Genomic DNA, 20,320 nt, shown 5'->3' on the forward strand with positions numbered 1-20,320 from the left:
GGTTGCCAGACCGGGCCTGATAAAAACCTTACGGCCTGCACCTCAGTGCTGGCGTAAATCACTGAGAAAACGTTTAGCCCGCTCGTGCTGTGGATTGCTGAAGAAACGTTCCGGGCTGGCTTTCTCCAGGATTTTCCCCTGATCCATAAACCAAATGGTGTCAGCGACATCGCGCGCGAAGTTCATCTCATGCGTCACGCACATCATGGTCATTCCTTCCTGCGCCAGTCCGCGCATGACGTTTAGCACTTCACCCACCATTTCCGGATCCAGCGCTGAAGTCGGCTCATCGAATAGCATCACCGGCGGTTTCATCGCCAGCGCTCGCGCGATGGCTACCCGTTGCTGCTGTCCGCCAGAAAGCTGCGCCGGATAAGCATTGGCCTTGTGGGACAGCCCGACTCTTTCCAGCAGCTCACCGGCATGCAGGCGAGCCTGCGAGCGTTTGATGCCCAGTACTTTGACCGGCGACATCATAATGTTTTCCAACACCGATACGTGTGGAAAAAGATTGAAGTTCTGAAAGACAAAGCCAATGCGCGTGCGCAGCTGATTAAGCCGCGTACTGCTGCCATGGATATCCGTGCCATCAAACAGAATCTGGCCTTTCTCAATGGGTTCAAGCCGGTTAACCGTGCGGATCAGCGTCGATTTACCTGAACCGGACGGGCCGCAAACCACCACCACTTCGCCACTTTTTATTTCCGCGCTCAGGTCGGTCAGCGCCTGATATTCGCCATACCATTTGTTGACCTGGTTAAACAAAATCATCGGTCTCATGTCGGTTCCTTTTACGGCTGGGCTCTGGAGAGTTGCAGGGCTTTTGCCACCTGCTCTGCCTGCGGATCGGTGTTTTTACGCCTGCGCGCGATACGCGCTTCGAGTTTATTCGCCAACCAGGTCAGGCTGAAACAGATGATGTAATAACCCAGCACAACGATGAAAAAGACCTGGAACGGTTTGGTCAGCAGCTGGTTATTGACCTGGTTGGCGGCAAAGGTCAGTTCCGGTACGTTAATCACATAGCCCAGCGTGCTGTCTTTAATAATCGAGACCAGCTGGCTAACGAGGCTCGGCAAGGTGTTGTAGAGCGCCTGGGGCAATACCACCAGCCGCAGCGTTTTCAGATAGCTCATCCCTAACGCGCGTGAAGCCTCGTACTGGCCGCCAGGTAGCGCCTGAATGCCACCGCGTACGATCTCAGCGATATAGGCACTTTCATAAATCACCAGCGTGCAGAGCATGGTGGCAAACCCGCTGATGTTATGGCCAATTAACAGCGGGACGCAGAAATAGGTCCAAAAGACCACCATCAGCAGCGGAATGCCGCGCAGCACATAGACCCAGCCTGCCGCAGGCCAGCGCAGCAGACGAAACGGAGAAATACGTGCCAGCCCCAGCAGGACACCAAGGGGGAAAGCCAGCAGCACCGCGAGCAGCGAAATCAGCAAGGTACAGAGAACGCCGCCCAACGGACCGTTTGGATATTGCCCCATCAAAAACAGCATGCCGTTATCATGCACAATCGTGAAGATATCAATCATCAGATCACCTCGCGGTTGCGCGCTGGAAACGACGAGCCAGCATCGCACCCGCGCCCATCAGCAGCAGAGAGAAGAACAGATAGCCAACTGACGCCACCAGATAAGATTCAAAAGTACGGAACGTCTGATTTTCGATATCGCGGGTCACATAAGTGAGTTCTGCCACGCCAATCACCATCGCCAGGCTGGTATTTTTGAACAACAGCACCGTGTGATTAAGTAAAGAAGGCAAAGCGTTACGGATGCCCTGCGGCAGAATAACCAGGATCATTGAGCGCACATAGCTCATCCCCAGCGCTCTTGCTGCTTCGCTCTGCCCTTCAGGAATGGCGCGCAGACCGCTACGAATGTCCTCTGAAAAATAGGCGGCCTGACACAAACCAAGCGCAAACATTGAGAAGAGGAATTCAGCGTTAAAATCGTTAATCCACATCTGTACCGATTCCGGCAACAGCGTAGGGATCGCGAAATACCACATCATTAGCTGGATCAGCGTCGGCACGTTGCGGTGATATGAAACATATGCCGCCACCAGAAACACGGCCAGACGTTGATGAGATAAGCGGATGACTACCAGCAGTAAAGCAATCGTCATTGCCAGCAGCCAGGAACCTAACGCCAGTTTGAGCGTGGTTAGCGTCCCCGCCATAATCATCTGTCCAAACTGGCCGGCTATGACGGCACCGAAATCAAGTGTCATCCTCTTTCCCCTTTCAAGCCGTTATTCGGCACGGTCGCCGGGCCGCAGGGTAGAAAGTCCCCCCGGCACCTGAAGCGTTGGCGTGATTTCAATATTGCCGATGTTAACGGCAACTGGCGCAGAGAGCGCAAAGGCCACGCAGTCGGCGATATCTTTCGCCTGCGGCAGCTCAAAGCCATCAATAAAGCGGCGGCGGCCCTCTTCCCGATCGCCCATTACATTGCCGAAAATATCCGTCGCGACGCGTCCCGGACAGATTTCGGTAATGCGTACGCGTTTGCCAAAACAATCGACGCGCAGCTGACGAGAGAGTGCATGCACGCCCGCTTTGGTGGCGTGATAAATTGAATTGCCGTTGAAGTTATAGATGGCGGCAATGGAAGTAATGTTGATGACGTGGCCACAGTCACGCGCCATCATCCCCGGCACCAGCAGACGACAAAGGTGCAGCACGGCGCGCAAATTAACATCTACCTGAGTATCGATCGCTTCTTCATCCGCATCCAAAATGGAACCGGGGCGGGAAACGCCCGCGTTATTCACCAGGATATCCACGTCGATCTCTTTGCAAAGACGGGTTAACGCATCCAAATCGCCGACGTCAATCGCATGCGGAATGCAACCGGTGCGGGCGGCCAGTGCTAACAGCTGTTCTTCACGTCTGGCGACGGCGTGAACGGTAATTCCTTCCTGGCACAGGCGCTCAACAATTGCTTCTCCCATACCCGCTGACGCCCCGGTAACTAGTGCAGTCTTGTAATCTGAAAATGGCATTTCGCCTCTCCTGTAAACACATCGGCGGCTACGGCCGAAAATCGGTTAACTGACTCTATCAACTCACTCCTCGCCCGGTATAAGACATAAACGGTTTGAGGCAATAAGGGGGGCTTATAACAGTGCCGACTGCCTCGAAGGCGGGAGCAGAGCGATACCCAATTCTTCACAAATTTCCCGCAGCGTATGCACCATGGCGATGGATTCGGGCGTGTCACCATGCACCAGAATCGAGGTGGCGCTAACTGAAAGCGTCTCGCCATCAATGCTTTGCACCGTCCCCTGCGTAAGCAGCTGGCGAACCCGTGCACGAACCTGCTGCTGGTCATGGATTACCGCGCCTGGCTTCGCCCGACTGACCAGTAGCCCACTGTTTTCATAAGCACGATCGGCCAGAAAAGTACAAATTACCGGCAGCGCGAGCTCACGGGCCACCCGCTCAACGGCATTCCCCGCCATCGTGCTGATAATCAGATGGGGATTGAACGCTTTTACCGCCTGCAACAGCACCCGCGCCAGCGCTTCATCTTCTGACACCTTATTGCCCAGCGCGCCGTGAAAACTCATATGCGTCAGCGGATAGCCAGCGGCTGTCGCAAAGGCGGAGAGCGCACCCAGCTGATAAGTGACGTAATGCGCCATGACCTCCGCTTCGATCTGCATCTGACGACGGCCAAAGCCCAGCAGGTCGGGAAAACCGACGTGCGCGCCAAGATCCACGCCGTAGCGCTTCGCCATCGCCACCGTTTTTGCCATAATCACTGCGTCGCCAGCATGAAAACCGCAGGCGACGTTAGCGGAGGTGATCAGCGGCATTAAATTCGCATCATCGGCGATAACGTAATCGCCAAAACCCTCGCCGATGTCGGCATTTAAATCGATATAGTTCAAACTGTTATCTCCGAGTCGCGCAGAACAAATATCTCCGTACCGTACTCAACCACCTCGCCCTGCTGCACCTGAATTGCGGTGATGACGCCGCCGACAGGACTGCGCAGCGGCAGATAAACGGCCCCCACTTTCAACATGCCTAACAGTGCGGACTTTTCGACTGCGTCGCCCGTTTTTGTCAGCGGCAGGCCATTGAGCGGATGCTGAAGCAGGACAATGCCAGGCATCGGTGCCGACAGGGAGACCGGCGGCACATCGGGCGTTGTTTGCACAAGGTTGTCCGGCATCAAAGGCCTGAATTGCGGCGCGCACTTTATTCTTACTCGCCAGGCGCTGCCGTTAAGTTCGATACTGTCCAGGTTAGACGCACGCATTTTTTGTGCGATCTGCCGCAGTTCCGCCAACGCTAATGCCCTGTTTTCCATAATTATCCTGTCGAAAAGGCGTGTGCCGCGCACGGTCATCTTTCTGCCGTTGATAAGAGGTTGCCCCACCGAAAGGCGGCGGCAAGACGGCCCGCTGCGTCCTGAAGCAGAGGGATACGGACACTCTAGCGCGCCGTCTTTACCGCCAGGTAAGAGGGTTTCGCTTTGCGGAGATAAGGTCGGCTTATCACCCAACCAGCGTTAACGGCCGGTTATCTGTGGTGCGGTTAGCCATTAAAGCCAGCAGGATCCCTTTTACCGCCTCAGCCGGCTGCGAGAGCGGGAGATGATCGGACATACAGAACGACAGCGACACCTTGAGCTCCGGTTGGGCAATTTTCGCCATCCAGCCATCGGCGGCTTTCAGCATTGCCCGTGCCGCAGATTCCGGCATTATCGTGCAGCCGAGACCCGCCGCCAGCGCGGCATTCAGCGTGGTTTGCGATTCGATTTCGCATTTCACGCGGTAGGCCAGACCTTCATGAATAAACGCGTCGTCAATGGCTTTACGCATGCTGTTATAAATACGCGGCAGGAACAGATCGTAACGGGCGACGCTGGCCAGCGTGACGGTTTTAGTCGGTTTCGCCAGGCTGTGCGGGCAAACAAACCATAGCTCCTCTTTCATCAGCGGCATAAAGCGCAGGCCATGGATTTCGCGATTGCCATAAATCACCGCCATATCCATACGCCCATTCATAATCAGTTCGCTGAGCGTTGTGCCGAAGTTTTCATTGAAGTAGAGGACGATGCCAGGATATTGACGATGGACTTCCTCCATCAACGGCAGTGCCAGCTGCTGAGCGGCGGTGCCGGGCGCAAGGCCCACCGAGACGCTGCCAGAAAGCATCTGGCCCGAACCATCGATAGCGCTCTGGGCCTGATCGCACTGGCGCAAAATCGCCTGCGCGTGGGTATAAAGAATTTTGCCTGCTTCCGTCGGCGTGACGCCGCGCTTAGTGCGTATCAACAACTGCTGATTCACCTCGCCTTCCAGCGTGGCTAATTGCTGACTCAAGGCGGGCTGGGCGATATGCAAAATATCGGCGGCCTTGGTCAGGCTGCCAACGTCTACGATCTTAATGAAGTATTTCAACCGTCGCAGGTTCATAGCCACTCCTCATAACGCGGGTCGTAGCTGATATAAGCAATATCGATGCCAGTCACGGCAAAGAGCGTAATACTGGCGCTGTACGGACGTTTAGCGGTGAAAAGATACGCGCCGTGTCCGGGCGCAGGGTCGGTAAATGCACTGATAAAGCGCATTCACAGGGGCAAACACCGCTGAACCATCGTTTTGCGTTATGTCACCACAACAAAGCGCTATTAACGCCGCCTGACTTTTCCTCAGTACCCTTCTTCTGACCTTCATCTATCCGCCTGTAGCTATGCAAAACCGCTGTTATGCAGCGAGCTGGCTACCCTGAATCTGGGATCTCCGCACCATGCCTGATATTGCCAATCGCTTAACGAACGTCGCCATTTCTGCTTCCGTAGCCATGACCCAGAAAGCCCGAGAACTGAGTGCCGAAGGCGTGCACGTCGTCACGCTTTCCACCGGCGAACCGGATTTCCCCACGCCTGACCATGCTATCGCGGCGGCCCATGCGGCAGCGCTGGCGGGCGACACGCGCTATCCACCCGTTGACGGCACGCCAGCCTTGCGGGCGGCAATTCAACGGAAATTCAGGCGGGACAATCATCTGGATTATCCGCTCAGCCAGATCCTGACGGCTGGCGGTGCCAAACAGATTATTTTCAACGCAATGATGGCAACGATTAATACGGGTGATGAGGTCATTATTCCCTCCCCTTCCTGGATCAGCTATGCCGACATCGTCAAATTCGCCGGCGGCGTGCCGGTTCCGGTTGCCTGCTTACAGGAAAATGGCTTCAAGCCCCGGCCGGACGATCTGCAAGCAGCCATTACGCCACGCACTAAGTGGCTGCTGCTGAATTATCCGGGCAACCCAACCGGTGCGGTCGCTACCCGCGCAGAGCTGCTGGCGATAGCGAAGCTGATGCTGCATCACCCGGATATCTGGATTATGACTGACGATATTTATGAACATCTGATCTACGACGATGCGACGTTTTATACGCTGGCAGAGGTTGAACCTCGTTTGCTGGATCGCGTGCTGACGGTAAATGGCATCTCCAAAGCCTGGGCCATGACCGGCTGGCGGCTGGGGTTTTGTGGTGGCCCGGAGCCGCTGATCAAAGCGATGAGTAATGTGAATACCCAGAACAGCGGCGGCATCTCGACGCTAACGCAGGCGGCAGCCGTAGCGGTACTGGACGGTCCGCAGGAACTTTTAAAAGAGCGGGCCGCTATTTATCGCCAGCGCCGTGATTATGTTCTTGAGCGTCTGACCTCGGTGGATGGCCTGCTCTGCCACAGGCCACAAGGTGCTTTCTACCTCTTCGTGAATATCGCCGCGTTTACCGGTAAAACAACCGCGGGCGGTCGGAAGATCGGTAACGATACGGACTTTGTCATGGCGCTACTGGAGGAGCAACAGGTAGTCACCGTTCAGGGGGCGGCTTACGGTATGAGTCCTTTCTTCCGCCTGTCGTACGCGACAAGTCTCGATATATTGCAGGAAGGTTGTAACCGTATCGCGGCTTTTTGCCAGGGGATGCGGGATTAGAACGTAGAAGCATGTGATGATTCGGCACCTGACGGTGCCGAGCTCGGGAGAGGACGGATTCAGGTTTATCAGCACGCGGTTAAAGGGGAGCGGCAAGCTGTCATGCTCATCCCTTTAACTGCACAACCGCTTAACGCGCTACAACTTTGCCGCACTTTGGTCAGCCAGCGCTCTATTTCTTTTGCCACAACAATAGCCTCACCTGCCTCGCTTTTTACCAGCTGCAACCACTGGCCGGGTTGGATCTGGCCGAGACGCCATAAATCCTCTTCAATTACTCCCGCGATTTTTGGGTAGCCGCCTGCCGTATTGGCATCGCTTAACTGAATAATCGGCTCGCCTGCGGGCGGCACCTGTACAATGCCGGGCACCAGCCCGTAAGAGCGCATTTCAATGGTTTCGGCAGGGAAAATCGGTTCGCCGCTTAAGCGATAGCCCGTACGATTGCTCTGGCGGGAAACCTGCCAGCGCTGCTGCCAGAAACGGGCATGATCGGCTGCAAACAGTGCATACTCCCCGGCCGGTATGGCCCGTAGCTGCACCACGCCGTCGCTACTGACGGGAAAAGCGTGCGCCATCGCCACCGTTGGTGGCTCAATGCCGATCCCCGCTGCGGGTAAAGCCGCCGCCGATGACAGGCCAACGGGCAGCCTGTCGCCTGTTTCCAGCGCGCGCCCTTTATAACCGCCGAAACTGCCGCGCAATGCAGTACTGCGCGATCCCATGACCTGCGGTACGTCAATACCGCCAGCTACACAAAGGTAACTGCGCGCACCACCACGGGGAAACTGCAGCGTGAGCTGCTGGCCTTTTTTGACTGAGCAGCCCCACCACGGAGGAAGATCCCTATCATCCAGCCGGGCGCGGCAGTCCGCTCCGGTAATCGCAATACTGGTATCCGTCAGAAAGCGTACGCTGAAAGGGAAGATCTGAATCTCCAGACAGGCGGCGTTTTCATCATTCCCCAGCAGGATATTTCCCGCGCGTAGCGCAAGCGGATCCATCGCGCCGCTTACTGAAACGCCCATATGCCGGAAGCCGCTGCGGCCGGTATCCTGTACGGTATTTAGCGCGGCGGATTTGATAATTTCAATCACAGCTCAATCCTCACAGGCAAAAAACGAATGCTGTCGCCCGGCGCCATCAGCGCAGGCGGATGCGCGTCGGGATCGAATACGTTAAGTTCAGCAAAACCAATCGCATTCCAGCCGTTGGGGCCGGTCAGCGCAGAGACGCCCGTCTGCGCACCGCCAATGGTAACGGTGCCCTTCAGCATATGCAGAGAAGGCACTTTTTTTCTTGGCGTGGCGAGGGAAGCATCCAGCCCGTGCAGGTAGCCAAATCCGGGCGCGCTGCCCAGTGCAAAAACCGTGTAATTTCCCTGAGCGTGCCGGCGGATCACTTCCTGAGCAGACAGGCCGGTATGCTGGCAAACGGTAAGCAGATCGCTGGCGTGTTCGCCGCCATACACAACCGGAATTTCAATGATTTTGCCAACGGGATGTACCGCTCTGGCCTGTTCCCACAGCTTTTTAAGCTTGATTAGCGTGCCGTCGTAATCGGCAGGAGTTTGTCGAAAAATAATGAGGAGATTGGTTACGCCAGGGATAAGCGATTCGACCGCTTTATCATCCTGTAGCGAGGCGGCCAGCGACCAGATCCGTCGCTGGGCGGGTAAATCAAACGCTCCCGGCGCTTCAATCAGCCAGGCGCGACTGCCGATGGTGGATATTTTGGCCTGACCGTCCAGTCCACCTGCGACAGGTCGTTTCTCATGCAGCAGCATCGTCATCGTTTATTCCAGAGGCTGAAACTTGAGGCTGGCTAACGACTGTACTTTCTCTTCCCTGACCATTTTGTATTCCGTCGCCGGCCCAATCCACTTGTTCCAGATTTTGTCGATACTGCCGTCGTCATCCATCGCTTTCAGGCTGCTGTTCACTTTCTCCAGCAGGGCCGGCTCATCCTTTTTCATTCCAACGCCAATCGGTTCCAGCGCCATCGGCTCCTTAATCATTCCCAACGCGATGCCATCTTTTCCCGCCTGTGAAATCATTTTTGTCGCCGTCATGGTATTGGTCACGAAGCCGACTGCCTTGTTTTGCTCCAGTGCGAGGAAAGCAGAAGCCGCGTCCTGGAAGGTAATGGCTTTTGCGCCTGCCAGATAGATCGACTGTTCTGATGTCGTGCCTTTAGTCGCACTCAGCCGTTTTCCTTTAAAATCTGCCCGCGTCTTGTCCACGTTGGGCTGTTTCACTACCAGCATCTCTTTGGCTACGTAGTAAGGATCGCTGAACTGAATCTGTTTGCCACGGGTTTTGGTGTACGCAAGGTTGGCGATCAGCACGTCTGCCCGGCCGGTAGCAATAACGGCGATACGCGCTTCGATGGACGTTGGCATCAGATTAGCTTTTACGCCCATCTGTTTCGCTAACGCATCGCACAGATCAACGTCCATACCTGCCAGCTGACGAGTTTTAGGATCGGGAGAGGAAAAAGGCGGGACGTCGGAGTAGACCGCGCAGTTCAGCTGTCCACGCGCCTGAATATCACCCAGAAGATCTGCTTTTGCCGGTGAGAAGGCCATCAGCATCGGCAGCGCCAGTAATGAGCAGGACACCATTTTCTTCATCAAGAATTCCCCGTTATCGTTGTCAGTTACAGCAGATCGCTGCCGCTGTTCAGTTTCCGACTATAGAGAGCCTTGCAGGCGCTGTATAAGAGGTAAACCCTGTATGGCAATATGCAATTTGTATGACACTCTCCCTGATGGCTATAAGTAAATGCTATCCGTACAGAGCAAAATGATGTTATCCCCCGTCGTCTCCGGTCTTTTATGGTGAGCAGCGTTGAGGCAGGCAGGACTGGCGGAGTGAACAATGAATTCCAGAGTGGGCATAGCGTTAAAAATCGGGGCGGCGCTGTGTGCCACCTTAATGCTGGCATGTGTGAAAGGGCTGGATGGCGCCATCCCTACCGGCGAGGTGATTTTTTTCCGTTCTTTTATCGCCCTCTTTCCGCTGCTTGTCTGGCTTAAATGTCAGGGCAACATTGCCAGCCAGCTCAAAACGAAAAATATTTTTGGCCATTTAATTCGCGGATTTTCCGGCACGGGCGGCATGTATTTTAACTATATGGCGCTGGTTTATATTTCCTTAGCCGATGCGACAGCCATCAGCTATGCCGCACCGTTATTTACGGTCATTCTGGCGGCGCTGCTGCTGAAAGAAAACGTGCGTTTTTCCCGCTGGCTGGCGGTAATAGCAGGCTTCTCAGGCATTCTGGTGATGCTTTCTGCGCATTTGAGCGAAAACAATTCATTATTTGCCGGACACATCGATCTTACTGCCGGTCTGGGCGTGATGCTGGCGCTGCTCGCCGCACTCTGTACCGCCGTCTCATCGGTGCAAATCCGTTTTTTAAACGGTATTGAAAAACCGGGCGCGATCGTCTTCTACTTTTCGTTAATGACCATGCTTATCGGCATGGCCACCGTTGTTTTTGGCTGGACGCGGCCCAGCCCGTTGCAATTGTTGCTGCTGGTCGGCTGCGGATTTTTTGGCGGTATGGCGCAAATCCTGATCACGCTCAGCCTGCGCTATGCTGATGCTTCACTCCTTGCGCCCTTTGACTACACCTCGCTGGTCTGGTCGATGCTGATTGGTTATCTCTTTCTGAACAGCTTGCCGACCGTCTCCACCCTGACCGGCGCGTCAATCGTTGCGCTGGCAGGCATATTTACCGTGTGGAGTGAACAACGGAAGCGGAAACTTAGCGTCATCCGCACGGTGAACTAAGCCGTTCAGCGCTCCTCATTAAATACGATGCCCAGTTGTCTGCGCACCTCATCCATAGTGGAGAGCGTCTGCAAGGACGTTTGCAGTGAACGAACAGGCGATGTCTGTAAGCCCTGTCCTACGCACCAGGCAAAATGTTCAGCCTCATAACTGAGCTGCGCATAACGATTTTGCGGTTCTTCCCAACGCAGCGACTTATTGCCCTGGCTTGAGGTCAAAACGAAGCCGCCCGGCGCATAGAATTGTCCGTCAAGCACGATGCTGGCCTCGCGCCCGGCAATAACCGCTCGGCCCGGCGTGTTGCTGAACAGCGTAGTATGCAGCACTGAATGCATGCCGCTCGGGTGCTGTAACAGCATGGATGCCTGCCCGTTGACGCCGCCTTCTGCTGGCTGGCCGCAAGCGGTAATATGCGCAGGCGCCCCGCCTCCCACCATCACGCTGAACGCCAACAGATAACTGCCCAGATCCAGCATCGGCCCGCCAGCTAAATCGGCGTTAAAAATACGGTGATCCGGCGTGAAGAACTCACCATGATCGGCAATCAGCGTGTGCAGATCGCCTAACGCGCCATCAGCCAGCAGCTGACGCAGCACATCATATTTCGGTGTAAAATCACACCACATCGCCTCCATACAAAGTACTCCCCGCCGCTGCGCTTCAGCCTGAAGCTCTGCGCCCTCCTGCGCATTTAATGCCAGCGGCTTTTCAATCAGCACATGCTTACCCGCCCGCAACGCTTGCAGCCCATCCGGGAAGTGATGATTGTGTGGCGTGGCGATATACACTACGTCCAGCGCATTCATCGCCAGCATCTCATCAGCACTGCTGAAGGTATGCGGGATCGCCCATTTATCCGCGAAGGCGCGGGTCTTCCCGGCGTTGCGTCCGGCAACCGCCACCAGTTTTTGCGCGCTGTTTTCTTTTAACGCTTTAGCGAAATGCGCGGCTATCCAGCCAGGACCGATAATTCCCCAGCGCAGAACGGGAACGGCTTGTGGCTCAGGATTTCTCGGGACAGGTAATACGGAGGGAAACATTCGGACTCCTTTTGCTGTTCAGCATCTGTGCTGTGAATCTGACCGCGCCGATAATGACGGGCCAGAGCGTCAAAGGATGAGAATAGTGTGGCTTCAGGCAGAGCGATAAGTGCGTTTTGCGGCGGCAATGATGGAAAACCCTCAAATGAGGCGGTAAGCTCGCCGCTTCATTTTTTTTGAAAGAAGTTGAGCATGAACCGCAAAAACATCTTGATCCTTATCGCCGTGATGACTATCGTCTACGCTATATATCTTTTTTTTAAGCCTCATAAGCAGGATCCGCACTATTTTGCTGCCGCCTGCGTTGTGCTTAACGATATGGCAGCGCCTGCGTCGACCGCGGATTTTACGGAAAAATTGCGCACGGTGATCATGAACGAAAACGCCTCTTACGCCGTGGATAAAGTTGAGTTCGACCCGGCTTCAGCGCAAGCGGCTATCAGACATTATCAACATTTGTCAGAAACAGAGCAGCGGCAGGCCAAAAAGAGTATCGATAGCTGCCTGCCGGTGATGATGCCTCAGAATTCAGGCAGTTAACTGCCTGACGGCGGTGGAGCCATGCCAACACTCATTTCATGAATTAGGTTAATAAATTTTCATTATTTCCTGATGAAAAATAGTCTTCCGCCGTCGTATACTATTCTCTAATTATTTCTATAACATGAATAAATAATTCCTTTTGCTGGCACTAAATGTCTTTAGCGAGATGAAAAGAGTTAAACCTGACAAAAGCGTGCCATGACATACTCACTTAGCAGAAAAAAATAATGAAACCACCCTGTGGCTTCAACATAATTAAGACCAGACTTTTTCAGACTCACGCCGTGAAAACGTGTAACCGTTTTAAAAAAAAGAAACACATAAATACTTTTCTTTTTGCAATAACATTGTATTAACAAAAAAAACGGAACCTACTGATAATTAGCGCTTAACATCACTGACCAGGTTTAATCTGTAAGTTATTTTCATGGTTAATAATGCCCTTATACTGGAGTCTCGCCCTTTTTTTAAAGTCAGGAGGGGTTAACTATGTCTCTTTTACGGTGGGCGCAATCTTATGCAGGCAGATTATTATTACGTTACGAAGCAAACCGAGCACACCGATTTTCACCTGGTGCACCGGCGGGGATGCCGAAAGATGCCGGAAAAGAATAAACTGGTATTTATAGGCAGTTTTTATGCCCCTCTTCAGGCTTTAACCATCGCTAAAGTGCGTTTTGGTAAGCAGGTAAAAGCCTGCTACTACTGTTGCCAGTTACATCATGATGACGTCAGACGCCAACCTGCTTCTCATGTTTACCGTTCCTGATGCAGCATTAAAGCGTTTGCTGCAAGCTGATGACTCAGATAATCCACAAAGCATCTTATCCGACGGGGAATCTGTCTGTTGTGCGCGTAAACAGCATAAATATCCGCTGACGGTGCCTGATAGCGCGTCAGGACCTGCTTCAGTTTGCCATTGCCAATGGCCTCATGAGCATCCCACCATGAACGCAGGATCAGGCCATGGCCATCAAGCGCCAGGCGCATCGCGACTTCTCCGTCATTGGTCGTTAAACTGCCCTGCACTTTTTGGGCGATCTCACGCCCTTCGCTGCTAAACCGCCATATGGCATAATCTGACTCATGCTGCCGTAACACGATGCAGTTATGCGCGGCCAAATCTTCCACCCTTTCCGGTACGCCGTGGCGTTCAAGATAGTCAGGCGAAGCGCAAACAACCCGAAAATTTGGCGCGATACGTCGGGCAATCAGCCGTGAATCGGGCACATCCCCAACGCGTATATCAATATCAATGCCAGATTCCGGCCAGTTTAAAGGCTGACTGGTGAGCTGCAGGCCGATGTTCAGAGCAGGATGCAGTCTGGCAAACGCAGAGATCAGCGGAGCAATATGCCGTCGCCCAAAACCAAATGAGGCGTTGATTTGCAAACTGCCACGCAGTACCTCGCTCTGGCGACTGACCGTATCCTCAAGCTCTGCCAGCTGATCTAAAATCGGCCGTGCTCCTGCGGCATAAAGCGCTCCCTCCTGCGTCAATTCAAGGCGCCGTGTAGTCCTTTTAACTAACTGAACGCCAAGTTTATTTTCCAAACTGGAGAGCCTTTTACTGACGGCAGGCAGGCTTAATCCCAGCTCTCTGGCAACCTCAGTCAGGCTTGAAAGCGCGGCAACACGCATAAAAAAATGCAGGTCGTCACTGCTGGTGCTCCATTCTTTACTTTTATTCAACATTGGATTAAATCTCAGGCTAATTATTTAACCATAATGCTGAAATAGACTCAGGGAGAAAACCCCCTTTATTCAGGAGAAAAGTTATGGCTGTCGCAACATACAAAATTGCCGTGATCCCCGGCGATGGGATCGGTAAAGAAGTGATGCCGGAAGGCGTGAAGGTGATGAACGCCGCTGCCCGCCGTTTCAACATAAATATTGAATGGGTTTGGTTTGATTTTGCCAGCGCGGATTACTGGCTCCAGCATGGCAAAATGCTGCCCGATGACTGGTTCGCTACGCTGAAAGCTTTTGATGCGATCTACTTTGGGGCGGTAGGCTGGCCGGAGATCGTTCCGGATCATGTTTCACTCTGGGGATCGCTGCTGCAATTCCGCCGCCAGTTCGATCAGTACGTTAATCTGCGTCCCGTTCGTTTGCTGGCTGGGGTGAAAGCGCCGCTGGCCGATCGTAAACCAGGTGACATTGATTTCTATGTGGTTCGTGAAAATACCGAAGGTGAGTACTCCAGCGTGGGCGGCACGATGTTTCCCGATACGGAACGGGAAATTGTGATTCAGGAGACGGTGATGACCCGGACGGGGGTGGATCGCGTGCTTAAATTCGCCTTTGAACTGGCCCAGAAGCGCCCGGCAAAACACCTGACGTCCGCCACCAAATCTAACGGCATCGCTATCACCATGCCCTGGTGGGACAGTCGCGTGGCGGCAATGAGCAGCGGCTATCCTGACCTGCGCGTAGATAAATATCACATTGATATTTTGAGCGCCCATTTTGTGCTACACCCGGACAGATTTGACGTGGTCGTCGCCAGCAATTTATTTGGCGATATCCTTTCTGACTTAGGCCCGGCCTGCACCGGCACTATTGGTATTGCACCCTCCGCAAATATCAATCCGGAACGGACTTTCCCCAGCCTCTTTGAACCGGTTCACGGTTCCGCACCTGATATTGCCGGAAAAGGGATTGCCAATCCTGTTGGGCAGATTTGGTGTGGTGCCATGATGCTGGAGCATCTGGGCCATGCAGCGGCAAGCGAAGCGATCGTTAAGGCAATTGAAACCGTGCTGGCCGCCGGAAACAGCAGCCTGCTGACTCCCGATATGGGAGGAACCGGCACTACTCACGACCTGGGGGCTGCTGTTGCTGCTGCATTGTAATGGAGAAACACAGGGAATAAAGTTCCTGTACGAATATAAGACTATTCTTATTAAAAAAACATAAAATTCATGAAGCCAGGTAAAATGACAGGAATTATGCTCAGTCAGAATTATCCTGGCTATATTCCTTTTTTTATCAAAAAAGGGGGCAGTACAAAGTTGAATTGCGAAAACTAACGCTCAAAACGCTCATCACTTTGCATATTTTAATTGAAGGCCTGTTAATGTCGTCAACTTAGTTTCTTTCTCGTTAATAATTCATTAGAACCGTGTAAGAAAAATACAAAAAACCAAAACCAGACACGACATTAAACACTACAAAAAAGGAAATATATATGTTTTTATCTTGATGATAAAGCAGAGCATACAAGAAGTTAGATAAGCCATCAACAAAGACAATAATAATAGATAATTTCACCCTTATTTATAAAATCAGATTTTATATCTGTAAATCACATCATGACCCTGTTATGCAACCAGTAACAATTGTATATTGAGGGAGATTTAATGAAAAAGGTAACATAGGACTTAATCAGGAAGTGCTGGTGCCATACCGCTTTTTCATAATCGTCGTGAAGTTTTAACAGAGGCGAGAGATATGGATATTCAGCAAGCGAAAGTTTTTGGCTACTTAATAGAGTCAGATATTCAGGTTAATATTTCCTACAACAGCCTGATAAATATCAAATCTCTTATTTCAGAAAAGAAACCAAACAGGCTTATTTTAAGAAAGACAATGATGCGGCTTTTTATCTATCTTCTGAAAAATGCCAATAACGCGGTGATAGAAAACGAAGAGATTTTAACAAACGTTTGGGATAAACATGGTTTAAGCTCCTCATCACAGCGGCTTTGGCAAGTGATGAAAGACCTTAAAAATAAACTTATTGTTATTGGTATATCAGAAGATTTCATTAAACGCGTTGAAAAAGGTAATACAATGGGTTTCAGAATCAATCCTCATAGCGTTACGCCCATTTACTATTTCGATGCACAGAATTTGTAGTTTCTACCTCTACAAATACGCCCTTTATGGGAACAGGCTATAGATCCATAGCGTTAAAATGGATTTATTTTTATCAAATAAAGAATAAGGATATTTCATGAAAAAGTTGCTTATTACTGCATCTGTTCTGGCTGCTTTTGCAGGCATGAACGCTCAGGCTGCATCAACGGGTACGATCACCTTTAACGGTGAGTTAACCGCCACTACCTGTGATGTTGTCGTGGATAATCAGGCAGCAGACGCCACTATTCAGCTACCCACCTTAGGTATCAACCAGCTGGCTACAGCAGGCAGTACGGCGGGTGAGACCAGCTTTAATATGGCACTGACTAACTGCGCAGGAACGCTGACTACCGCTTCAGCTTTCTTTGAAAATGGCCTGACAGTGGATACCGACGGTCGCTTAAAAAATACGGCAACCGACACGGCTGCAACAGATGATACTCCAGCCACAACTGCGGCGACTAACGTAAGTCTGGAGCTGCTTAATGGTACGACTGGGGATGTCATTGTTGCCGGTAATGACAGCCAGGTTGATGCCAACAGCTACGTCAGTATTGCTACAGGTTCAGCCGTTCTGCCTTATTCCGTACGTTACTATGCAACGGATGCGACTACCGCAGGGCTGGTAAGCAGTAACGTCGTTTACTCCATTCAGTACAAGTAAGTTTATCTGGCAGAGAGAATTTCTCTCTGCCTTTTCTTTTTTTAAAGAAGGTCTGCATGAACAAATATGGCCGCTTTTCTTTAACGTTTTCCTGCTTCGCTATAGTGATGTTTGCTGCTGCTACCGTGTCGGCAAGCGTGGTAATCAGCGGAACACGGGTTATTTATCCATCAGATGCCAGAGAAGTCAGCGTCAAGTTGTCGAACGTTGGCAAAAAACCGGTTTTGGTACAAAGCTGGGTTGATAGCGGCGACAGTAAAGCCAAACCTGAGACAATTCATGTTCCGTTCGTTTTAACGCCGCCGATTAACCGGGTTGAAGCGGGGAAAGGCCAAACGTTACGTATCAGCCAAACAGGAGAAGCGTTACCGACAGATCGCGAATCAATTTTCTGGCTTAATATTCTGGAAATTCCTGCTAAAGACCCGAAGTTAAAAAATGAAAATTATTTACAAATGGCGTTCCGGTCGCGCATAAAATTTTTTTACCGGCCCGTTAACCTTGCTGGCAATGCAAATTCTGCCGTCAATAATTTCAAATGGAAGACAGAGGGAAAACAGCTTATTGCCACCAACTCAGGGCCATATTACGTTTCCTTTGTCACTCTTTCAGTGAAGAGGAAAAAGGTTGAAGGAAAAATGGTTGCCCCTTTTTCTTCAGAATCTTTTAGCCTTGCCAGTGTGAAAGGAGACGAAATAACGGGTGAATTTGTTAATGATTATGGTGCTATAGCGAAGTTCACAGCCAGAATTATGTAGATACACCAGATAAATATCACCAGCTACGTTTTTGTAAAAGGACTTTTATGGAAACCACCTTGCCGCAGGTAACTCAATGGAAAGTAGCGCCGCTGATTATCATTTTTGTGATATTACCCACCTATGCCGCCCCCCCGGTTCCTTCTTCACCTCAGGAAGTGGCTAAAAATGTCGAATTCGATTCATCATTTCTGAATATCGGAGAAGGGAATAGTATTGACCTTAGCCGGTTTGCTAATGGTGCGTCGGTCTTTCCCGGGGTTTATCGGACAGATATTTATGTCAACGATCGGATGATTGGTAACTATAATCTGGAAATTAAATCTGCCGCTAATAACACTATTGTCCCCTGCATAAACCAGGAAATTTTAAAAAACATCGCCTTTGACTATGAAAAGTTGCCCTCTGACTTTCTGACTAAAGAAGATAAAAGCTGCCCTAACCTGCAAAATGCGCTGAAAGATGCAGTGGTATTTTATGACAGTAATGAGCAACGTCTGAACATTACCGTTCCACAAATCTATATGTTAAGAACGGCCAGGGGTTCAGTCAGCCAGGAGATGTGGGACAGCGGCGTTCCCGCCTTACTGCTTGGATACACCACCAATGTCTACAGTAGCGAGAGCAACGGTGCCGACTATAAATCTTTCTACGCCAGCTTAACGGCCGGCCTCAATTTGGGCGCATGGTATTTAAGGCATAACGGTAATTATAACTGGATACAGGACGGGACAAAAAAGTACAACACCACCAATACTTATCTGCAACGGGACATACCTTCCGTGCGTGGTCGTGCGCTGATTGGCCAGGCAAATACGCAGGGTTTATTGTTCGATACCGTCCCTTTTACCGGTGTACAGTTGGCCAGTGATGAGAGAATGCTGCCGGACTCGCTCCGCGGCTATGCTCCACAAATTCGTGGCATTGCGCGCTCCAATGCTCGCGTCACCATACGGCAAAGCGATCAGATCATTTACGAAACCACCGTTACACCAGGTGAATTTTTAATTAACGATCTTTATCCAACGGGCTATGGCGGCAATCTTGATGTAACCGTACGGGAAGCGGACGGTTCTGAACAGACGTTTCAGGTTCCATACGCTGCCGTTACACAGCTTTTGCGACCGGGTAATAATCGTTATTCCATGACGGCCGGTAAACTGCGCAGTACCAGCTTACGTGAGGATCCCGCTCTTTATCAGGCGACATGGCAACGCGGCCTGACCAATTCCCTGACCGGTTACGGCGGCGTGCAGGCCAGTCAAAATTACTACGCTGTCCAGCTGGGCACGGCGTTAGGAACGAATGTCGGCGCATTTGCACTGGATGTGACGCAAGCCAGAACCCATTTAGGAAGCAGCGACAGCCACGCAGACAACGCCATGAGCGGCCAGAGCTATCAGGTTAGTTACAGTAAAACCGTTTCTGCTACCAGCAGCACTATTTCACTGGCCGCCTACCGTTTTTCCACCAGTGGTTATATGGATTTACTCACCGCAATGCAGACGCGTGAAGCCGTTAATGACGGATTGTCGACGGAGTCCATCTGGCGTGCGAAAAACCGCTTTATTGTGACTGCCAGCCAGGGATTACCCGATAACTGGGGGCAAATTTACCTCAGCAGTTCACTACAGAATTACTGGAATCAGGGCGGTGACAGTAAGCAATATCAGCTTGGTTACAATACCATGTATAAAAGGCTGACATGGGGACTCAGTGTTAACCGCAGCTATTCTCTCTACGGTCAGACACAAAACAATTATTTGCTCAACTTTAGCCTGCCGCTGGGCAACAGTGGAATGACTCACGTCCCGCAGCTCCGGGTCGACCTGAGTCATAACACCCGTGGACGCTATGCTGAACAAGCAACGCTAAATGGCAATGCCGGAGAAGAAAATCAATACAGCTATGGCGTGAGCGCAACAAATGCTAACCAGGGTAGCGGTACCAGTGGCTCGGTTAATGGGTCCTGGCGTAGCTCAATCGCCTGGCTGAACGCAAACTACAGTCAGGGTTCCGGCTACCACAGCACTTCAGCCGGAATAAGCGGCACCGTAATCGGCCATACTGACGGGATAACACTGACGCCCTATACCTCCGATACCTTTGCGCTTGTGGAAGCGAAAGGCGCTTATGGGGCAAAAGTTTCATCCTATCCCGGCGTTTATGTCGATCGTGCAGGCTATGCCGCCGTACCTTATTTAAATCCCTACAAGCTCAATGAGATCGTTCTTGACCCTAAAGGGATCCCTCCTGAAGTCGAGCTGGAAAATACCTCACAGAAAGTTGCGCCTTATTCAGGAGCGGTAGTGAAGTTATCTTATGGCACCCGCCAGGGAACAGCGCTGCTGATTAACGCCACTTATAACCATGTTCCCGTCGCGTTTGGCGCAGAGGTTATCGATAGCAAAGGTAACCACGTAGGCACTGTAGGCCAGGGCGGCCAGATTTACGCTCGCGTTCAGGATGAAAAAGGCCGATTACATGTGAAATGGGGTTCCGGGCCAGAGATGCAATGTACCCTGAGCTATATCCTGATGCCACGCGCTAAAAATGCAAAATATACCGCGTTGCAGCGCTTTAACAGCACCTGTGAAAGCCCCAATAAAAGTTCGGGTTCAAAGCAGCTTGCCAGTTCGAACGCCCCTGACAGTGACGTCAACAGCTAA

At 51.7% G+C, this 20,320-nt stretch carries 21 protein-coding genes; 8 read left to right on the top strand and 13 right to left on the bottom strand.

Features of this window, described 5'->3' with window-relative positions; translation table 11 throughout:
• Window positions 1-42: 42 nt before the first annotated feature.
• From EHV07_RS19385 to EHV07_RS24600, 8 genes are all read right to left on the bottom strand, one after another.
• On the bottom strand, window positions 43-780 hold the full coding sequence (locus tag EHV07_RS19385; RefSeq protein ID WP_147199778.1) for an amino acid ABC transporter ATP-binding protein: 738 nt from the start codon (window positions 778-780) through the stop codon (window positions 43-45).
• Window positions 781-791: 11 nt separating this feature from the next.
• Entirely contained in the window at window positions 792-1,544 is a 753-nt protein-coding gene (locus EHV07_RS19390; RefSeq protein ID WP_147199779.1) for an amino acid ABC transporter permease, read from the bottom strand.
• Window positions 1,545-1,548: 4 nt separating this feature from the next.
• Window positions 1,549-2,244: an amino acid ABC transporter permease gene (locus EHV07_RS19395; RefSeq protein ID WP_147199780.1), complete on the bottom strand. Its 696-nt coding sequence runs from the start codon at window positions 2,242-2,244 to the stop codon at window positions 1,549-1,551.
• A 21-nt stretch (window positions 2,245-2,265) separates the two neighbouring features.
• Window positions 2,266-3,018: an SDR family oxidoreductase gene (locus tag EHV07_RS19400; protein WP_147199781.1), complete on the bottom strand. Its 753-nt coding sequence runs from the start codon at window positions 3,016-3,018 to the stop codon at window positions 2,266-2,268.
• Window positions 3,019-3,132: 114 nt separating this feature from the next.
• Window positions 3,133-3,909 (bottom strand): LamB/YcsF family protein, encoded by a 777-nt coding sequence (locus EHV07_RS19405; protein WP_147199782.1) that lies wholly within the window; start codon window positions 3,907-3,909, stop codon window positions 3,133-3,135.
• Window positions 3,906-4,334, bottom strand: a complete 429-nt coding sequence (locus tag EHV07_RS19410) for an acetyl-CoA carboxylase biotin carboxyl carrier protein subunit (protein WP_147199783.1) — start codon at window positions 4,332-4,334, stop codon at window positions 3,906-3,908. Before EHV07_RS19410 ends, EHV07_RS19405 begins: the two co-directional genes overlap by 4 nt.
• Before the next feature lie 187 nt (window positions 4,335-4,521).
• The gene (gene nac / locus EHV07_RS19415) at window positions 4,522-5,445 is read right to left on the bottom strand and encodes a nitrogen assimilation transcriptional regulator NAC (RefSeq protein ID WP_147199784.1); all 924 of its coding nucleotides are present in this window, start codon (window positions 5,443-5,445) and stop codon (window positions 4,522-4,524) included.
• Window positions 5,442-5,600: a hypothetical protein gene (locus EHV07_RS24600; RefSeq protein ID WP_168199650.1), complete on the bottom strand. Its 159-nt coding sequence runs from the start codon at window positions 5,598-5,600 to the stop codon at window positions 5,442-5,444. Before EHV07_RS24600 ends, nac begins: the two co-directional genes overlap by 4 nt.
• 179 nt (window positions 5,601-5,779) lie before the next feature.
• Here EHV07_RS24600 and EHV07_RS19420 point away from each other — a divergent pair, with 179 nt between their 5' ends.
• Window positions 5,780-6,985, top strand: a complete 1,206-nt coding sequence (locus EHV07_RS19420; RefSeq protein WP_147199785.1) for a pyridoxal phosphate-dependent aminotransferase — start codon at window positions 5,780-5,782, stop codon at window positions 6,983-6,985.
• Window positions 6,986-7,053: 68 nt separating this feature from the next.
• Here the strand turns inward: EHV07_RS19420 and EHV07_RS19425 are convergent, their stop codons facing one another.
• The 3 genes from EHV07_RS19425 to EHV07_RS19435 are packed head-to-tail and all read right to left on the bottom strand — an operon-like array spanning window position 7,054 to window position 9,617.
• Window positions 7,054-8,082, bottom strand: a complete 1,029-nt coding sequence (locus tag EHV07_RS19425; protein WP_147199786.1) for a biotin-dependent carboxyltransferase family protein — start codon at window positions 8,080-8,082, stop codon at window positions 7,054-7,056.
• Window positions 8,079-8,771 carry a 5-oxoprolinase subunit PxpB gene (gene pxpB, locus EHV07_RS19430; protein WP_371419703.1) on the bottom strand — a complete coding sequence of 231 codons (693 nt, stop codon included), beginning with the start codon at window positions 8,769-8,771 and terminating at the stop codon, window positions 8,079-8,081. Before pxpB ends, EHV07_RS19425 begins: the two co-directional genes overlap by 4 nt.
• Window positions 8,772-8,780: 9 nt before the next feature.
• Window positions 8,781-9,617, bottom strand: coding sequence for a transporter substrate-binding domain-containing protein (locus EHV07_RS19435; RefSeq protein WP_174822368.1), 837 nt, complete (start codon window positions 9,615-9,617; stop codon window positions 8,781-8,783).
• 247 nt (window positions 9,618-9,864) lie between these two features.
• Here EHV07_RS19435 and EHV07_RS19440 point away from each other — a divergent pair, with 247 nt between their 5' ends.
• Complete coding sequence (locus EHV07_RS19440; protein ID WP_147199789.1) at window positions 9,865-10,782, top strand: DMT family transporter; 918 nt, start codon at window positions 9,865-9,867, stop codon at window positions 10,780-10,782.
• Window positions 10,783-10,787: 5 nt separating this feature from the next.
• Here EHV07_RS19440 and EHV07_RS19445 read toward each other — a convergent pair whose 3' ends face one another.
• Window positions 10,788-11,822, bottom strand: a complete 1,035-nt coding sequence (locus tag EHV07_RS19445; protein WP_147199790.1) for a Gfo/Idh/MocA family protein — start codon at window positions 11,820-11,822, stop codon at window positions 10,788-10,790.
• 192 nt (window positions 11,823-12,014) lie between these two features.
• On the opposite strand from EHV07_RS19445, the gene EHV07_RS19450 reads away from it, so the two are divergent.
• The gene (locus EHV07_RS19450; protein ID WP_147199791.1) at window positions 12,015-12,362 is read left to right on the top strand and encodes a hypothetical protein; all 348 of its coding nucleotides are present in this window, start codon (window positions 12,015-12,017) and stop codon (window positions 12,360-12,362) included.
• Between the two features lie 759 nt (window positions 12,363-13,121).
• Here EHV07_RS19450 and EHV07_RS19455 read toward each other — a convergent pair.
• A complete protein-coding gene (locus tag EHV07_RS19455) occupies window positions 13,122-14,060 on the bottom strand; it encodes a LysR family transcriptional regulator (protein ID WP_147199792.1) in 939 nt (312 codons plus the stop codon).
• Between the two features lie 83 nt (window positions 14,061-14,143).
• Between EHV07_RS19455 and EHV07_RS19460 the strand changes: the two genes are divergently transcribed.
• The 5 genes from EHV07_RS19460 to EHV07_RS19480 all read left to right on the top strand — a co-directional run bounded on the left by EHV07_RS19460 (window position 14,144) and on the right by EHV07_RS19480 (window position 20,320).
• Window positions 14,144-15,220 (top strand): tartrate dehydrogenase, encoded by a 1,077-nt coding sequence (locus EHV07_RS19460; RefSeq protein ID WP_147199793.1) that lies wholly within the window; start codon window positions 14,144-14,146, stop codon window positions 15,218-15,220.
• A gap of 598 nt (window positions 15,221-15,818) precedes the next feature.
• Window positions 15,819-16,226 carry a hypothetical protein gene (locus tag EHV07_RS19465; protein ID WP_147199794.1) on the top strand — a complete coding sequence of 136 codons (408 nt, stop codon included), beginning with the start codon at window positions 15,819-15,821 and terminating at the stop codon, window positions 16,224-16,226.
• Window positions 16,227-16,323: 97 nt separating this feature from the next.
• Window positions 16,324-16,893 carry a fimbrial protein gene (locus EHV07_RS19470; protein WP_147199795.1) on the top strand — a complete coding sequence of 190 codons (570 nt, stop codon included), beginning with the start codon at window positions 16,324-16,326 and terminating at the stop codon, window positions 16,891-16,893.
• 56 nt (window positions 16,894-16,949) lie between these two features.
• Entirely contained in the window at window positions 16,950-17,651 is a 702-nt protein-coding gene (locus EHV07_RS19475; protein WP_147199796.1) for a molecular chaperone, read from the top strand.
• Between the two features lie 47 nt (window positions 17,652-17,698).
• Window positions 17,699-20,320: a fimbria/pilus outer membrane usher protein gene (locus EHV07_RS19480; protein WP_147199797.1), complete on the top strand. Its 2,622-nt coding sequence runs from the start codon at window positions 17,699-17,701 to the stop codon at window positions 20,318-20,320.

The sequence above is a fragment of the Pantoea sp. CCBC3-3-1 genome (assembly GCF_007981265.1).
In the GTDB taxonomy this organism is placed as follows: domain Bacteria; phylum Pseudomonadota; class Gammaproteobacteria; order Enterobacterales; family Enterobacteriaceae; genus Erwinia.

Coding starts and splice junctions, on each gene's coding strand:
- EHV07_RS19450 (WP_147199791.1), top strand. CDS start 12,015: ATGAACCGCAAAAACATCTTGATCCTTATCGCCGTGATGACTATCGTC.
- nac (WP_147199784.1), bottom strand. CDS start 5,445: ATGAACCTGCGACGGTTGAAATACTTCATTAAGATCGTAGACGTTGGC.
- EHV07_RS19460 (WP_147199793.1), top strand. CDS start 14,144: ATGGCTGTCGCAACATACAAAATTGCCGTGATCCCCGGCGATGGGATC.
- EHV07_RS19465 (WP_147199794.1), top strand. CDS start 15,819: ATGGATATTCAGCAAGCGAAAGTTTTTGGCTACTTAATAGAGTCAGAT.
- EHV07_RS24600 (WP_168199650.1), bottom strand. CDS start 5,600: ATGCGCTTTATCAGTGCATTTACCGACCCTGCGCCCGGACACGGCGCG.
- EHV07_RS19385 (WP_147199778.1), bottom strand. CDS start 780: ATGAGACCGATGATTTTGTTTAACCAGGTCAACAAATGGTATGGCGAA.
- EHV07_RS19440 (WP_147199789.1), top strand. CDS start 9,865: ATGAATTCCAGAGTGGGCATAGCGTTAAAAATCGGGGCGGCGCTGTGT.
- EHV07_RS19480 (WP_147199797.1), top strand. CDS start 17,699: ATGGAAACCACCTTGCCGCAGGTAACTCAATGGAAAGTAGCGCCGCTG.
- pxpB (WP_371419703.1), bottom strand. CDS start 8,771: ATGCTGCTGCATGAGAAACGACCTGTCGCAGGTGGACTGGACGGTCAG.
- EHV07_RS19455 (WP_147199792.1), bottom strand. CDS start 14,060: ATGTTGAATAAAAGTAAAGAATGGAGCACCAGCAGTGACGACCTGCAT.
- EHV07_RS19400 (WP_147199781.1), bottom strand. CDS start 3,018: ATGCCATTTTCAGATTACAAGACTGCACTAGTTACCGGGGCGTCAGCG.
- EHV07_RS19445 (WP_147199790.1), bottom strand. CDS start 11,822: ATGTTTCCCTCCGTATTACCTGTCCCGAGAAATCCTGAGCCACAAGCC.
- EHV07_RS19395 (WP_147199780.1), bottom strand. CDS start 2,244: ATGACACTTGATTTCGGTGCCGTCATAGCCGGCCAGTTTGGACAGATG.
- EHV07_RS19410 (WP_147199783.1), bottom strand. CDS start 4,334: ATGGAAAACAGGGCATTAGCGTTGGCGGAACTGCGGCAGATCGCACAA.
- EHV07_RS19470 (WP_147199795.1), top strand. CDS start 16,324: ATGAAAAAGTTGCTTATTACTGCATCTGTTCTGGCTGCTTTTGCAGGC.
- EHV07_RS19420 (WP_147199785.1), top strand. CDS start 5,780: ATGCCTGATATTGCCAATCGCTTAACGAACGTCGCCATTTCTGCTTCC.
- EHV07_RS19475 (WP_147199796.1), top strand. CDS start 16,950: ATGAACAAATATGGCCGCTTTTCTTTAACGTTTTCCTGCTTCGCTATA.
- EHV07_RS19435 (WP_174822368.1), bottom strand. CDS start 9,617: ATGAAGAAAATGGTGTCCTGCTCATTACTGGCGCTGCCGATGCTGATG.
- EHV07_RS19390 (WP_147199779.1), bottom strand. CDS start 1,544: ATGATTGATATCTTCACGATTGTGCATGATAACGGCATGCTGTTTTTG.